Origin of the sequence: Corynebacterium sp. KPL1824, from assembly GCF_000478095.1 — a bacterium.
Classification (GTDB): Bacteria; Actinomycetota; Actinomycetes; order Mycobacteriales; family Mycobacteriaceae; genus Corynebacterium; species Corynebacterium accolens.
Genome location: NZ_KI515750.1, coordinates 1,253,836 through 1,267,133, shown reverse-complemented (window position 1 = coordinate 1,267,133; position 13,298 = coordinate 1,253,836). Strand labels below are relative to the sequence as shown.

Annotated in this window: 12 protein-coding genes; 5 read left to right on the top strand and 7 right to left on the bottom strand. The window is 61.1% G+C overall.

The window, feature by feature from the left end; genetic code table 11:
- Positions 1 to 6: 6 nt before the first annotated feature.
- Positions 7 to 1,440, top strand: coding sequence for a TM0106 family RecB-like putative nuclease (locus HMPREF1267_RS12205; RefSeq protein ID WP_023029482.1), 1,434 nt, complete (start codon positions 7 to 9; stop codon positions 1,438 to 1,440).
- Here HMPREF1267_RS12205 and HMPREF1267_RS12200 read toward each other — a convergent pair.
- The 3 genes from HMPREF1267_RS12200 to HMPREF1267_RS12190 all read right to left on the bottom strand — a co-directional run bounded on the left by HMPREF1267_RS12200 (position 1,437) and on the right by HMPREF1267_RS12190 (position 4,625).
- The gene (locus tag HMPREF1267_RS12200) at positions 1,437 to 2,735 is read right to left on the bottom strand and encodes a hypothetical protein (RefSeq protein ID WP_023029481.1); all 1,299 of its coding nucleotides are present in this window, start codon (positions 2,733 to 2,735) and stop codon (positions 1,437 to 1,439) included. The two genes, HMPREF1267_RS12205 and HMPREF1267_RS12200, sit on opposite strands and share 4 nt — an antisense overlap.
- A 10-nt stretch (positions 2,736 to 2,745) precedes the next feature.
- Entirely contained in the window at positions 2,746 to 3,897 is a 1,152-nt protein-coding gene (locus tag HMPREF1267_RS12195) for an MFS transporter (protein WP_023029480.1), read from the bottom strand.
- 125 nt (positions 3,898 to 4,022) lie between these two features.
- Positions 4,023 to 4,625: a superoxide dismutase gene (locus HMPREF1267_RS12190; protein ID WP_005279684.1), complete on the bottom strand. Its 603-nt coding sequence runs from the start codon at positions 4,623 to 4,625 to the stop codon at positions 4,023 to 4,025.
- A gap of 164 nt (positions 4,626 to 4,789) precedes the next feature.
- Here HMPREF1267_RS12190 and msrA point away from each other — a divergent pair, with 164 nt between their 5' ends.
- On the top strand, positions 4,790 to 5,437 hold the full coding sequence (gene msrA / locus HMPREF1267_RS12185) for a peptide-methionine (S)-S-oxide reductase MsrA (RefSeq protein WP_023029479.1): 648 nt from the start codon (positions 4,790 to 4,792) through the stop codon (positions 5,435 to 5,437).
- Here msrA and HMPREF1267_RS12180 read toward each other — a convergent pair.
- Entirely contained in the window at positions 5,434 to 7,176 is a 1,743-nt protein-coding gene (locus HMPREF1267_RS12180; protein ID WP_023029478.1) for an alpha/beta-hydrolase family protein, read from the bottom strand. The two genes, msrA and HMPREF1267_RS12180, sit on opposite strands and share 4 nt — an antisense overlap.
- A gap of 87 nt (positions 7,177 to 7,263) precedes the next feature.
- Here HMPREF1267_RS12180 and HMPREF1267_RS12175 point away from each other — a divergent pair, with 87 nt between their 5' ends.
- Genes HMPREF1267_RS12175 through HMPREF1267_RS12165 form a run of 3 tightly spaced genes read left to right on the top strand, consistent with a single transcriptional unit; the run spans position 7,264 to position 9,856 of the window.
- Entirely contained in the window at positions 7,264 to 8,211 is a 948-nt protein-coding gene (locus HMPREF1267_RS12175; RefSeq protein WP_023029477.1) for an L-lactate dehydrogenase, read from the top strand.
- A complete protein-coding gene (locus tag HMPREF1267_RS12170; RefSeq protein ID WP_023029476.1) occupies positions 8,211 to 8,915 on the top strand; it encodes a glycerophosphodiester phosphodiesterase family protein in 705 nt (234 codons plus the stop codon). Before HMPREF1267_RS12175 ends, HMPREF1267_RS12170 begins: the two co-directional genes overlap by 1 nt.
- Positions 8,916 to 8,935: 20 nt before the next feature.
- The gene (locus HMPREF1267_RS12165) at positions 8,936 to 9,856 is read left to right on the top strand and encodes a DUF5926 family protein (protein ID WP_023029475.1); all 921 of its coding nucleotides are present in this window, start codon (positions 8,936 to 8,938) and stop codon (positions 9,854 to 9,856) included.
- 285 nt (positions 9,857 to 10,141) lie between these two features.
- On the opposite strand, the gene HMPREF1267_RS12160 is transcribed toward HMPREF1267_RS12165, so the two are convergent.
- From HMPREF1267_RS12160 to HMPREF1267_RS12150, 3 genes are read right to left on the bottom strand one after another with little or no spacing between them, the layout of a single operon-like run.
- Complete coding sequence (locus HMPREF1267_RS12160) at positions 10,142 to 11,386, bottom strand: LCP family protein (protein WP_023029474.1); 1,245 nt, start codon at positions 11,384 to 11,386, stop codon at positions 10,142 to 10,144.
- A 59-nt stretch (positions 11,387 to 11,445) separates the two neighbouring features.
- Positions 11,446 to 12,156 (bottom strand): CPBP family intramembrane glutamic endopeptidase, encoded by a 711-nt coding sequence (locus HMPREF1267_RS12155; RefSeq protein WP_023018153.1) that lies wholly within the window; start codon positions 12,154 to 12,156, stop codon positions 11,446 to 11,448.
- Positions 12,153 to 13,289 (bottom strand): amidase, encoded by a 1,137-nt coding sequence (locus tag HMPREF1267_RS12150; RefSeq protein ID WP_023018152.1) that lies wholly within the window; start codon positions 13,287 to 13,289, stop codon positions 12,153 to 12,155. Before HMPREF1267_RS12150 ends, HMPREF1267_RS12155 begins: the two co-directional genes overlap by 4 nt.
- Between the last annotated feature and the right edge of the window lie 9 nt (positions 13,290 to 13,298).

The following is a 13,298-nucleotide window of genomic DNA, read 5'->3' as shown; positions in this document are numbered from 1 at the left end:
CCCGGTGTGGAGGATGTCGTTGTAGCTTCGGATCTCGTTGGGTGCCGCTATCGCTTGGTGCAGCGGCGTGCCCACCCGGAGATTCCGCGCACCCGATCCTCGATTGCTCGGGCCGAGCGCCACAGCGCCGCCGTAGACGCGGCGATGGAATTATTCCCGCGCAAAGCCCCTGGCCGTTTCCGGCGCATCGATCTAGAAGGCGATGATTGGGAACGCGCCATGGCCACGCTGGAGGCCATTGCCTCCGGCTATACTCACATCACCAATGCGGTCTTTGCCACCGAAAAGTGGAAAGTGCACGTGGAATTGCTGCTGCGGGAGGCGGGTTCTTATACCCCCATTATTGTGAGCAACCACCGCGTCGCACGCAAGCACCCAAAGAAAATCACGCTCGCCGTGCCCACCCACCGCCTTGGGTTGAGCGAGCCCATGGAGGTTCCGTACAAGGCCCGCCACCATGCCGTCGATGGCTATCGTTTGGCGCTCGCCGCCGAGGCCTTAGAGGACATGGGCCTGAATTCCGGGCGCGGCGGTGCCATCGGTCAGGACCGCCAACAGGCCTTCTTCACGGAGACGGCGAAGTTTGACGTGCAGCGCGCCTGGGATAAGCCGCTGCCCACCGCGCCGGTGCGGGTCAAAGAGTGCACTAGCTGCAGGTTCTGGCCCTTGTGCGAACAAGAACTGGTGGCGGCGGACGATATTTCCCTTTTCTTACCGGGCGATCGCGCCCGCCCCTTTCGCGAGCGCGGCATTACCACGGTGCAGGCGCTTATCGATGCCGATTTGGGCGAGCCCTCCCGCCTCGCTGCCGCGTGGCGCGCCGGGCAGACGCTGTTGCGCCGCGGGGATATGGCCGTGCCGCGCGCGGACGTTGAGGTGGATGTGGACATGGAGGCCTACATGGACCAAGGCGCTTACCTGTGGGGCGCGTGGTTCGAGGGCGAGTACCACCCCTTCGTGACGTGGGAGCCGCTGGGCGGGCGCGCTGAGGCGGAGAACTTCGCCGAATTTTGGAGGTGGTTGATGCAGCTGCGCGATACAGCGCATGCGGAGGGCAAGACCTTTGCCGCCTATTGCTATTCGGCCCACGGCGAGAACCACTGGATGCGCCGCTCTGCGCAGCGCTTCCGGGAGGTGGATGAACGGGAAGTAGAAGACTTTATCTCTTCCCCAGAGTGGGTGGATATGTTTGCCTACGTGAAGAGATCCTTCGCGGGGCCCTTTGGGCTGGGGCTCAAAGTGGTGGCCCCAGTGGCGGGTTTCCGGTGGCCGGAAGAGGACTTTGATGGCGAAGAATCCGTCAACGCGCGCCGGGAGGCCCTGGCCGGCGACATGAGCGTCCGGCAGCGCCTCTTGGACTATAACGCCGGCGATGTCCACGCCACCCGGATAGTGCGCGAGTGGATGAGCGCCGGCGCGCCGGGAATCCCAGAACTCTAGAGCGCCGCGAACAGGGCGTAGATTACCGCCAGGATGGCGATGCCGATATAGATTTGGTTCCAGTCCGCGGTGGTTTTCGGCGCGGGACCTTCCGCCTTTTTCATCAACACCTGCTTTTGGGCCTTGACCGCGCGGGCGACGAATATGGGGTAGACCGCCAAAGAACCGATGCATAGCAGCGAGGCCACCACCTTGAGCAAGGAGATATCCGTGCCCATCCAGATAAGCAGCCCGCCATTGACGAATGTGGCGCGCAACAGGCCCCACCGATCTAGCTCCTGAAGCCCCGCGCGGACCGCGCCAGGGCCACCGCCCATGGTGGTGGGAAGAAGATAGCTCATGACTCCGATGAGCAGCTGCGCCGCAAAGCCTACGACGAGGCCGAGCGTAGGAAGCCCTGGTTCTGCCACGAGGAAGTGCTGCGTGGTGTAGTACGCCAGGGATAGCACCAGCCAGAGCGCGGCCATGAGCACCGAGACGGAGGCAAAGTTAACGCGGTCGCGCGGTGCGCGGGCGACGTCGATGACATTGCCAAGCCACTGCTGCAGGCTCAAGATCCAGCCGATGCAATAGATGATCAGCCCAAGCTGCGGGAAGTTCAGAAACGCGCCGATGGACGTTGCCACCACGCCCAAGGTAAGCAGCGCGAACGAGGAGGACATGCGCTCATTGGTGCCCTGCGTGCGCCAGATCGTGGGAAAGAGGATGGTCAACGAACCTGCCGCAGCAAGGCCGATGAAACCGCCGATATTGGCGGCGATATGGGCCAAGAGCAACTGCGGATCACCCGGGTGAATGGCCAGGATCGCGCCGAAGACCGCACCGACCGGCAAGCACAGCGCGGATAGCACGTAGGCGCCGACAACTGGGCGGAAGCGCTTATCCTTAGCTGTTCGCCACTGGGCAAACAGGGACACCGCGTGCCATAAAACGGTAAGCGCGATAAGCGTGGCACCGATCTGGGTCAGTATCCAGTGGTGAGCCCAGAATTGCACGAGGATTTGGCCCGCGACGGCGATGATGATGCCGATATTGAGGATATAGATGCGCGCGAGCTGTTTGGGGCGGGCGGAATCCGGCAGTTTTTGTTGCACGAATTTTTCAGTCAGGTGCTGCGACCACACCAGGATGCTGTTGGTGACTAGGCCCAACGTGAAGAGGTGGATAAGTACCCAGCGATAATTGGGCACGAATATGTGCGCTGCGCCCACTACGATGAAGACCATCATCCAGATGGACACGGGGCGTGAGGCTTTGCGGTGCCAGGTGCGGCTCGACCACTTATCTTGAGGCATAAAACCGAGTTTAGTCGGATTTAATCTTGGTCCAAGTCAGTGCCGTGAGCGCGAGCGCGAAGGCGGTGAAGCAGGCGATGAATTGGTGCCAGGTGAGGGCATCGAAAAGCACGCCTGCCAACGCGCCCACGATGGAAGAGCCCAGGTAGTAGCAGAAAACGTACATCGAGGACGCCTCGGCGCGGTCGTGGGTGGCCAGTTGCCCCACCCAGCCAGACGCTGTGGAGTGGACCGCGAAGAAACCGACGGTCAGGCACACCATGCCGATTAGCGTCATGACCAAGTTGCCGGCGCAAAGGATAATGCCCACGGTAAAGAGCGCGGCGGAACCGACCATGGTTTTACCGTGCCCAATGCGCGCGACCAGCGTGCCCGCTCTGGCCGAGGACCACGTGCCGGAGAGATAAAACAGGAAGGTAAAACCGGCCAGTGCCGGCGATAGGCCGAAATCCCCGGTTAGGCGGAAGGTGAGGAAGTTATACATGGACACGAACGTGCCCATGGATAAAAAGGCAACGATAAATAACGTGGCGAGATCCTTATTCGCCCAGTGCCCAAAGACCGCACTCAGCTCGGAGCGGAAGTGAATTTCCTTGGGGTGAAAATTCCGCTGGGCGGGCAGGAGGAGCCAGCAGGTGATGGCAAAGGCCAGGGAGACCACGGCGGAACCGAGCAGCGCCCAGCGCCACGAGGAAAACTCCACCAAGCCCGCGGGAATGATGCGGCCGGTGAGCCCGCCCACGGAATTACCCGCGATATAAAGGCCCATCGCCTTAGGCAAGGCATTGTCCTCCAGCTCTTCCGATAACCAGGCCATCGCCGTCGCAGGAGCGCCGGATAACATCGCGCCCTGCAGCCCGCGCAGGGCAATGAGCTGCCAGCCCTCTTGGGCCAGCGGCACCACGAGGCCCAAGATGGTGGCGGCGATGGCGGAAATGAGGAGGATGCGCCCGCGCCCATAGCGCTCAGAAAGGATGGACGCCGGAACCACGCAGATGGCCAACGCGCCTGTGGCGGCCGAAACAGTCATGGCCGCCTCGGTGTGCGAGATGCCCATATCCGTTACCAACGTGGGCAATATTGCTTGGGTGGTATAGAGGCTAGAAAACACCGCCAAGCCCAAAAGGAGCATGGCGATGGTGGCGCGCCGGTTTCTGGTCATGCACACCAGCATTCTCTTCACGGGCGGCGGTGTAAATTGCGCCACACCCTTGATGGGGTTAGTGCAAGCATAAAAATGCCGCCCTTCCAGTAAGGAAAGGCGGCAGAAAGTAACTAAGTTATAAGTTACTTCTTAGCTGCAGCGAAACGCTCTGCAACGTCGTCCCAGTTGAAGACGTTCCAAGCGGCCTTGACGTAGTCGCCCTTTACGTTCTTGTACTGCAGGTAGTAAGCGTGCTCCCACATATCGAGCATGAGCAGCGGGGTGAAGTCAACGGAAACGTTGCCCTGCTGGTCAGTGAGCTGCTCGATGATCAGGCGGTCAGCGATGTGGTCGTAACCCAGCACTGCCCAGCCGGAACCCTGCAGGGAGGTAGCGGCACCAGCGAAGTGTGCCTGGAACTTCTCGAAGGAACCGAAGTCGCGGTCGATAGCCTCTGCCAGCTCGCCAGTGGGCTGGCCGCCACCGTTCGGGGACAGGTTCTTCCAGAAGATGGAGTGGTTGGTGTGGCCACCCAGGTTGAATGCCAAGTTCTTGGACAGGGCGCGGATGCGGTCTGGGTTAGCCTCGCCGTTGCGCTCTTCTTCCAGTGCCTCGAGGGCAGCGTTAGCACCCTTCACGTAGGTTGCGTGGTGCTTGTCGTGGTGGAGCTCCATAATCTCTGCGGAGATGTGTGGCTCCAGTGCGTCGTATGCGTATGGGAGATCAGGAAGTTCGTAAACAGCCATTTGTGTAATCCTTTCTTCGGGTACGTGTCCCGATGATAGGCACGATCGAAAGATTTCGCCATGATTAATTTGAAATCTGCAATTACCGCGAATATTTAGTGGCCCGGGAATCTATTAGCCCAGTACAACGTTATTAAGGGAAATGGAGAAAGGAGCATTACCTAATGTGGATGTTTAAACCAGAGCCGAAGATGGTGGCTGCGGAAGATGCCCTGCCGGGCCGCAGCGAGCCGGTCTTGGACCCAGCCCCGCACGCGGTGCTGAATACCCCAATTACCGGTCCGTGGAAGGACGGCCAGAAATCGATCTTGATTGCCCTGGGCTGTTTCTGGGGTGCAGAAAAGATGTTTTGGGAGACCGATGGCGTCGAGTCCACCTCGGTTGGCTACGCCGGTGGCACGACCCCGAACCCCACGTATTATGAGGTCTGCCGCGGGCAAACCAACCATGCAGAAACCGTCGAGGTCACCTATGACCCGGAGAAGATCTCCTTGCGCGACCTCGTGGTGAAGGCACTGGAAGCCCACGATCCGACGCAGGGCTTCCGCCAAGGAAACGACGTGGGTACGCAGTACCGTTCCGCGTTTTATCCCCGCACCGAAGAAGAGCGTGAAGAGATCCAGGAAATCGTGGATAGCTACGCGGATAAGCTCAAAGATTTTGGCTTTGGGGAAACCACGACCGAAGTAAAACGCTTAGCCGATACGGACTCTGGCGAGTACTACCTGGCCGAGGACGAGCACCAGCAGTACCTGCACAAGGTGCCGAATGGGTACTGCCCGCACCACAGCACCGGTGTGAAGTGCGATTAGGCGTCGAGCCGGATAAATCCAGCGATTTTCCTGGCTAATTTAGGGGTGAGGTTCAGGCGCGATTGGGAGCCTAGGACCTCATTCCAGTACCAGAGCATTTCCTGAAAGTAGTTATGCCCGTGGCCACCAGGGACGTTCAGGGAGTTGATCTGGTCTAGGCCAATCTGCCACCAGGTAATAAACGGCGCCCAGCGCAGGTGGCGGAGCGTATCCGCCCGGAGTGTCTCTGGTTGGGGTTCGTGCATCCAGGTGGGGCGGCGGAACATGAGGTTCAGGTCCCACCACACGATGGCATCGGAAGCATGCTGGGCAATGAGCACGCGGGGCCGGCGCCAGCTGGAAGGAAAATCGTTGCCAAAGGCATCGTGGCGCGAGTGCTCCGGTAGGGCGACAAAGCGGACGTGTTGCCCACCATCGATGACGGGGAGCCGCTCGAGCGAGCCGATATCGCGGCGCAGGCGCTGGGTAAAGCGCGTCATCCGCGGCGGGCCAGAAAAGACCGCGCCGCTGCAGGCAGCGAGGAGTTCGTCCTTGTTCTGGCAATTATCCATAATGGCGTAGGCACCCAGGGATTCCCCTGCAAGGTAGAGCCGCGGGCGATCTTCTTCTGGGAGCTTGTCAATTTCTTCTTGCACCACGGAAATGAGCTCGGCCGCAGCGCGCTTGGGCGCGTTTTTATCCACGAGGTAGGCGAAAACCGAGGGCAGGTAGGAATACTGCATGGTGACGGTGACGCAATCACCGGCGGTCAAAAACTCATAGGAGCTCGCGCTCCAGTTATTAATCCACCCGGATCCCGCGGGCATCTGAATGACGATGGTCTCCCGGCGCAGCGCACCGGTGCGCTGCAATTCTGAGCGCACCTTCTTCGCCGCCTGGGCAAAAGAACGCCCGGGGATGTAGCCGGCATAAATGCGGATGGGTTCTTTGGCGGGAGCACCGGTGATGGTGCGAATATCGCGGGCGCGCGGGCCGTTGGAGACAAAACGCCGCCCTTGTTGCCCCAGCGCGGACCAAGGTTCAAGCGACCACGGGCTGCCGGAGCGCTCCGGCTCCCAGGGCATCGACGTGCCGGGAAAAATTTGTTTATTCAGGCGCTGCGCCTTGTGGGAGAGCGAACGGATCCAGCGCCGGAATACCACGCGGTCCGATAGCCCCACCGCGGCCACGGTGAGCCCGGCGGTAACGACCGGCCAGGCCACGAGTGCTGGAACCCAACGGCCCAATTGGCGCGATAATTTGGTCACGGTCAGCTGTGCGGCCTCGCCTACCAGTAGCAGCGCGCCGTATCCGGCGGTGCCGGCGGCTAGGCCGATGGCCGCGGTAGCCGGACCGCGAACCAGTTGTTTATTGACCAGACCCGCCTGCTTTTCCTGGTTGCGCAGCGAGAGCGCCGCATTGAAGGCGGTGCCGGCGCCAATAGCTAAGTGCAAGATTTGGCGGTGCTGCGGGCCCAAGCGGTCTTGGGGGCGCTTGCCCAGCCGGTTGAGCACGAAGCTCGTCGAGGCCGCCCCGAGGTGCCCGATGGCCTGCCCGATAGATACATTGGCCGCCGTCACCCACCACGGGCGGGGCAGCAGGGACGGCGATACCGCGGCCCACGTGGCCAGCTCTGCGCCTAAGATTCCGGCCGACATATGGGGCGGCAACGTCTGCCGACTGGTCATGCGGACGACGGGCGTGAGATCCGCGACTACGCCAAGAGAAATTAGTGCAGCGCGGCTGAAGGCGCGTTTCATGGTTGCCCATTATCCCAGAACGTACCGCGTTGTGCAGTGTGAAACATTACGCATGCAAAACCCCGCTGGGCGTTGCACAATAGGGTCATGGCAAAGCATGTAGGAAATAAAGTCGTTCTCATTGGCGCGGGTGACGTGGGAGTCGCTTACGCCTACGCACTGGTCAACCAGAGCATCGTCGACCACCTGGCCATCATCGACATCGATGAGCGGAAGCTGGAAGGCAATGTCATGGACCTCAACCACGGTGTGGTCTGGTCGCCACAGCGTACCCGCGTCACCAAGGGAACCTACGCGGATTGCGCGGACGCTGACATGGTCGTCATCTGCGCCGGCGCCGCCCAAAAGCCCGGCGAAACCCGCCTTGACCTGGTGGATAAGAACGTCAAGATCATGAACAGCATCGTCGCGGATGTCATTGCTAATGACTTCGACGGCATCTTCTTGGTCGCCTCCAACCCGGTCGATATCCTGACCTACGCGGTATGGAAGGCCTCCGGCTTTGACCACAAGCGGGTCATCGGCTCCGGTACGATTCTGGACTCCGCGCGCTTCCGCTACATGCTGGGTGAATTGGAAGGCGTGGCACCGAAGTCCGTGCACGCTTACATCATTGGTGAGCACGGCGATTCTGAGCTACCGGCCGTCTCCACCGCGAATGTTGCCGGTGTGCCGCTTTCGCAGAAGCTGGAAAAAGATCCGGAATACGCCGAGCGCATTGAAAAGATCTTTGAAGAAACCCGCGACGCCGCCTACTCCATTATCGATGCAAAGGGATCGACCTCCTACGGCATCGGCATGGGGCTTGCACGCATTACCGCCGCGATTATCCAGAACCAAGACGTGGCGCTTCCCGTCTCTGCTTACCTGCAGGGCGAGTACGGCGTGGAGGGCCTCTACATCGGCACCGCGGCCATCGTAAACCGCACCGGCATCGTCCGCCCGGTAGAGTTGCAGCTCAACGAGCACGAAAAGGAGCGTTTCGACGCTTCTGCCAAGACGCTCAATGACATCAAAGAAAAGTTCTTTGGCTAGTGCACATCGTCGCGCATAGGGGATACTCCGGAAAATACCCGGAGCTATCCCCCTTAGCTTTTGAAAAGGCCATGGAGCTTCCCATCCATGGCGTGGAGTGCGATGTGCGGTTAAGCCGCGATGGCAGGGTGGTGGTCCAGCACGATCCCACCTTGGAGCGAACGACGGGGCGCGCCGGGCGAGTTTCGGCGATGGACTGGCGGGAGCTGAGCGAGGTCGACATCGGCAAGGGGCAGCGCATGATGCTTCTCGATGACCTCCTGGCCATGCTGGGGGACAAGCCCCACCACCTCTATATTGAAACCAAGCACCCCTCCGGGCAAGGCAGCGCCTTGGAAAAGCGGGTCATGGAACGGCTGCGCGCCGCCGGGCTCGGTGAGGATCCGCGCATGCACGTTATTTCCTTTTCCCATAAAGCCATCCGGCGCATGAAGATTTTGGCACCGCACATTGACCGCATTTACCTGCGCCGAGACTGGGAACGCCATTTTAATCGCTCGGATTTCATGTGGTCGCGGCCGAGCGCCCTGGGGGTTTCCCTGCTGCGCGCCAAGATGCAGGCGGCCATTATTGGTGCGCAGGGCTTGCCCACGTATATGTGGACCGTTGATAAGCCGGAGGACATGAAGTGGGCTTGGTCCAATGGCGTGGACATGCTTGCCACCAATCAGCCGGAGGTGGCCCTGCGCGCTATTGAGCTGTAGAAAGCAGGTATCTTGGAGGCATGGCCAAGAAGAAAAAGAAACAAGAAGACCTGCCTGAGGGCATGTCCCGCCGTCAGGCGAAGCTTGCTGCCCGTGCCAAAGAGCGCGCCGCCTTGGAAAAAGACCCGCGCCCCTATAGCGGCCTCGCGGCGGAGGCTTCCCTCGTTGCCATGCAAGAGTTCGTGCCCTCCGCTTTTGCGAAGCTTGACGTGAAGGGCTGCGATAGGAACGTCTACGTCTCCACCGTCCTCCCGGGCGCCACCGCGGCGCTGATCCGCGATGAGGAATTCGGCGGTGATGCTTTTGTGGCACTGCAGGTGCAGTCCCACACCCACAACCCTGGCCGGGATCTGGCCTTCGCCCTGAACTGGGTCAAGAACAACGAGCCAGGTTCTACCCTGGAATCGACCGCAGCCGATGGCTCGCAGCCGGAGCTTAGTGAGCTTATCGATGCCGCAACCGCCCTCGACATAAAAGTCCACCAGGACTTCAGTTGGTGGATCCCGGAAGGCGCGCAGGTCACCCCTGAGGTATCGCAGTCCATGCGCGCCGCCAATGACTCGGTTATTGAATCCCACCAGGTGGGCAACGACATTACCGGTACCGCCTTTTGGGCCAATGCCGGCGGCGGCAAAGCGCACGTGCGCTGGGTGCGCCCGAATGACGATGAGGCCGCATTCCTCAACGCCCTGGCGCGAGTCGCCGCGCGCGGCGAGCTGAACTTGGGCGAGGACACCAAGTTCGCCGGCGTATTCCGTACCCACGGACTCATCGCTCCCGTCTTTGACGTGCAGCCCGAGGTTGATTACTCCTCTTATGGGGACAAGCTCGCAGGCGTAGATAAGGCCTTGGCAGAAGAAATCTCCAATGACGCACAATTGAACGCAGAAGAGCGCAAACAGCTAGAAAACATCAAGTCCCGCCAGGTGACGTTGCGCTAAACGCACCACACCAAAGAGGCCCTTTACCTCGAAAAGACAAGGAGGAAAGGGCCGCTTTCTTCGCAATCTAGCTAGGACGAGTTAAGGCATGAATAAGAAAAACTCAGGGCCGCGGCGCATAGCCTGGGCTTCCGCAGCCGCCAGCGCAATAGCCTTCATCCTTGGCATAATTAGGATGTTCTCTATGGATCCTGTGGAGTGGAGAATTCTCCCTGAATTCTTCATAGCAACCACACTTGCTGGTTTCTCAATAACGTTTTTCCGATACGAAGATTGAGTTCAGGCCTATTTCATGGAGTCCCAGAGCTGTTGAGCGCCTTCATCGTCCCAGAGCACGACATTGCCCACGACGGTGTCCTGGAACCCGCCAATGGGAACGGTTTCCGTATCCACTCCGGATCCCATTGCGAGCGCCACGCGGGCCAGGTGCCATACGTGATCGCCATCGCCCACGATGAAAGAGGAGGCGGTGTGGTTAATCAGGGAAATAGACCGGAAGGGGTTAATCAGCGTGGCCGGGGAAGTGATCTTATCCAGGAGCGCCGCGAAGAACTCGCGCTGACGCTGTACGCGGTCGAGATCGCCCATCGCGGTGGCGCGGGTGCGCACATAACCCAGCGCATCGCTGCCCTCTAGCTTCTGGCAGCCTTCCTGCAGATCGATGCCCGCCAGCGGGTCATTGATGGGCTCTGCCACGCAGATATCAACGCCGCCGACGGAATCGACCACATTGGCCAAACCACCCATGCCGATTTCGGCATAGTGATCAATGTGCAGGCCAGTATTGCCCTCCACGGTTTGTGTGAGGAGCTTTGGCCCGCCGTAGGCAAAGGCGGCGTTGATCTTATCCATGCCGAAGCCGGGTACTTCCACGTAGCTATCGCGCGGAATGGAGACCAGCTGGGCTTGGCCGGAGCGCGGGATATGCAGGAGCATGATGGTATCGGTGCGTCCCTCGCCCACATCGCCACCGGTGCCGAGCGCTTGTTGATCCTCTTCGGACAGGCCCTGGCGGGAGTCGGATCCCACCAACAGCCAATTGGTGCCGGAGGTATTGGCCACCTGCTCATCCGGGAAGGCATCCACGCGGGTCAGGCGCGTATCGGCCCACAGTGCGAAGATAAGGCTGCACACCACGACGATGAGGAAAAAGATACCGGCGCAGCCAAAGAACCGCTTGACCGGATTGGTCTTTTTCCGGCGGCTGTGCGGCCTAGAGTGGCGGCGGGGCGGTTGCTGCGCTTGTTGTGGCTGGTAGCGCTGTTGCAGCTGCTGCGGCGGCCGTTGCTGTGGTGGTTGCTGCGCGGAACGCTGCTGCTGGGCCCGGTACTGGCTGGGGTAGCGGGTGGGGGTTTCCTGGCGCGGGATGTGCTGCTGCGGCTCGGAACGATTCGTGCGCGGCCGGCGGCGAATGGGCCGACCATAGCGGTCCTTGAGGGGACGGCCATCGGCCCCAAGGACGAACTCACTGGATGAGCTATCGCCAGCGCGGCGCGCCTCCCGATGCGGATCTCGTCCTGATTCAGTCATGCGCTATACCTTACAAGGCGCCGGCCAATTCCCCCGCTTTCCTCGCGAGCACGCCACACTTAAAGTACGGAAAGGCCGAAGGAATAGCCGAGGAAAGCGATCGCATCGATAAGAAAGTGCGCGATGACAAGCGGCCACACGCGGCCGGTGCGGTGATAGTAATAGCCGTAGATAACGCCCATGATGATATTGCCAAAGCCGGCCGATACCCCCTGGTACAGGTGATATGAACCGCGGAGGATAGAGCTTGCCGCCAAGGCGGCCGGCAGCGACCAGCGCGCCTGGCGCAGCCTGGTCATCAGCCACATGACCACCACGGTCTCTTCCGCAAAGGCATTGGCGGCGGCCTTGATGAGGGACATCGGGATTTCTAACCACGCATTATCGAAGTCACCGGGGATGACCTCTTTGCTCCAGCCAAACTGCACCGCGGCGAAATACAAAACTAGGCCCGGGATGCCGATGAGCGCGGCAAGCCCCGCGCCGTGTAACCAATCAAAGGCGCGGTAGGCAGCCGGTTTAATGTGGTCTTGTGCCAGCAGGAAAATCACCAGCGCACCATAGGCAAAAAGGACCGCCGCCGAGCACAATTGCAGGCCCAAATCCACCCACGCAAGGCTGGATTGGCTGGAGTTGAGCGTGACGGATTGCTCATTGAGTGGCTGCGGGGCGGCCAGTGAATTGATTAGCCGCAGCACCGCCCTGACCCCGGAAATACCAAAGGTCAGGGTCAGGACGATGAGCAGTTCGGCGCGGAGGTTCTTGGTCATGGGTGCAGGATGTGGGCGAGGCCTAAAAGTTGGGCATCGGAAAGCGTAATGCCTCCCACATGCACGCCGACGGGCGGGTGCGCGGGGATGGCCCAAGGAACGGAAATGGCGGGCAATTGGGCCATATTAAACAGTGAGGCCCAGGGTGACCAGCGCGTTTGGGCGTCGAAATTCTCCGCGTGCGGAAGGGACAGGAAATGCCCCCGCAGCGGGGGATCCGCGGAGAGCATGGGCGTGATAATGGCATCGACCCGCCACTGCTGCGCCAAGAGCTCCGGGAGGTGGCGGACATGGCGCTGCGCGGCGCTTAGCTCGGCGGCGGATACGGTAGCACCTTGCTGGGCCACCCAAGCCGCGTAGCCCTCTGCCTGTGGTAGCCCCGCAAACCGGGAGGTAAAGATCTCGCGGAAGTGCGCAAACGTGGCCGCTGCCTGCGGATACGGCGCAATGGGGACGACCTCGAACCCCGCGGCGCGCAGCCGATCTGCGGCCTCGCGTGCCGCCCGCAGGTGGTGGGCCTCCACCCGGGTCGCGGCAAAAAGCGGCTCCAGCAACAGCCCAATGCGGGCGCGCGGGGTGATCATGCGGTGGCCGTGCAGGAACGCATTATCGGCCACGGTGCGGGTGATAAACCCCTCCGCGCCCAGGCTGCTGCCCGCAGGCTTAAACCCCACGACCCCGCAGGCCGCCGCGGGAACGCGGATGGAACCGCCGCCATCGCTGGCCTGGGCCGCGCGCACGAGGCCGCGGGCTACCTGGACGGCCGCGCCGCCAGAAGAACCGCCCGGGGTGCGGCCTGGATAAAGGGGATTATCGGGGTGGGGAAGATCCACCGGCTCGGTATCGACGCGCAAGCCCAACTCCGGGGTGGAGGACTTGCCAATGAATATCGCGCCCTGCTTTTCCAACTTCGCGATGAACGGCTCGCTGACCGCGGGATAGTAGGTGCGCTTGGCATTGCCCAAGGTGGTGGGCATGCCCGCGACATCGTTGAGATCCTTTGCGGAAAGGATCCACCCGCGCAGCCGGCCGGTGCGGGTGGGGGTGCGCTGCAGATCCAGGTAGGTAAAACCGTGCTCTTGAGGGCCCATGCCCTGCACATCCGCGCGGAGTCGTTCTATGGAAAAGTCCATGGCGCACCA

Bases quoted from the DNA above. Each gene is read 5' to 3' on its own strand.
- HMPREF1267_RS12200 (WP_023029481.1), bottom strand. From the start codon at position 2,735: ATGCCTCAAGATAAGTGGTCGAGCCGCACCTGGCACCGCAAAGCCTCA.
- HMPREF1267_RS12195 (WP_023029480.1), bottom strand. From the start codon at position 3,897: ATGACCAGAAACCGGCGCGCCACCATCGCCATGCTCCTTTTGGGCTTG.
- HMPREF1267_RS12190 (WP_005279684.1), bottom strand. From the start codon at position 4,625: ATGGCTGTTTACGAACTTCCTGATCTCCCATACGCATACGACGCACTG.
- msrA (WP_023029479.1), top strand. From the start codon at position 4,790: ATGTGGATGTTTAAACCAGAGCCGAAGATGGTGGCTGCGGAAGATGCC.
- HMPREF1267_RS12180 (WP_023029478.1), bottom strand. From the start codon at position 7,176: ATGAAACGCGCCTTCAGCCGCGCTGCACTAATTTCTCTTGGCGTAGTC.
- HMPREF1267_RS12175 (WP_023029477.1), top strand. From the start codon at position 7,264: ATGGCAAAGCATGTAGGAAATAAAGTCGTTCTCATTGGCGCGGGTGAC.
- HMPREF1267_RS12165 (WP_023029475.1), top strand. From the start codon at position 8,936: ATGGCCAAGAAGAAAAAGAAACAAGAAGACCTGCCTGAGGGCATGTCC.
- HMPREF1267_RS12160 (WP_023029474.1), bottom strand. From the start codon at position 11,386: ATGACTGAATCAGGACGAGATCCGCATCGGGAGGCGCGCCGCGCTGGC.
- HMPREF1267_RS12155 (WP_023018153.1), bottom strand. From the start codon at position 12,156: ATGACCAAGAACCTCCGCGCCGAACTGCTCATCGTCCTGACCCTGACC.
- HMPREF1267_RS12150 (WP_023018152.1), bottom strand. From the start codon at position 13,289: ATGGACTTTTCCATAGAACGACTCCGCGCGGATGTGCAGGGCATGGGC.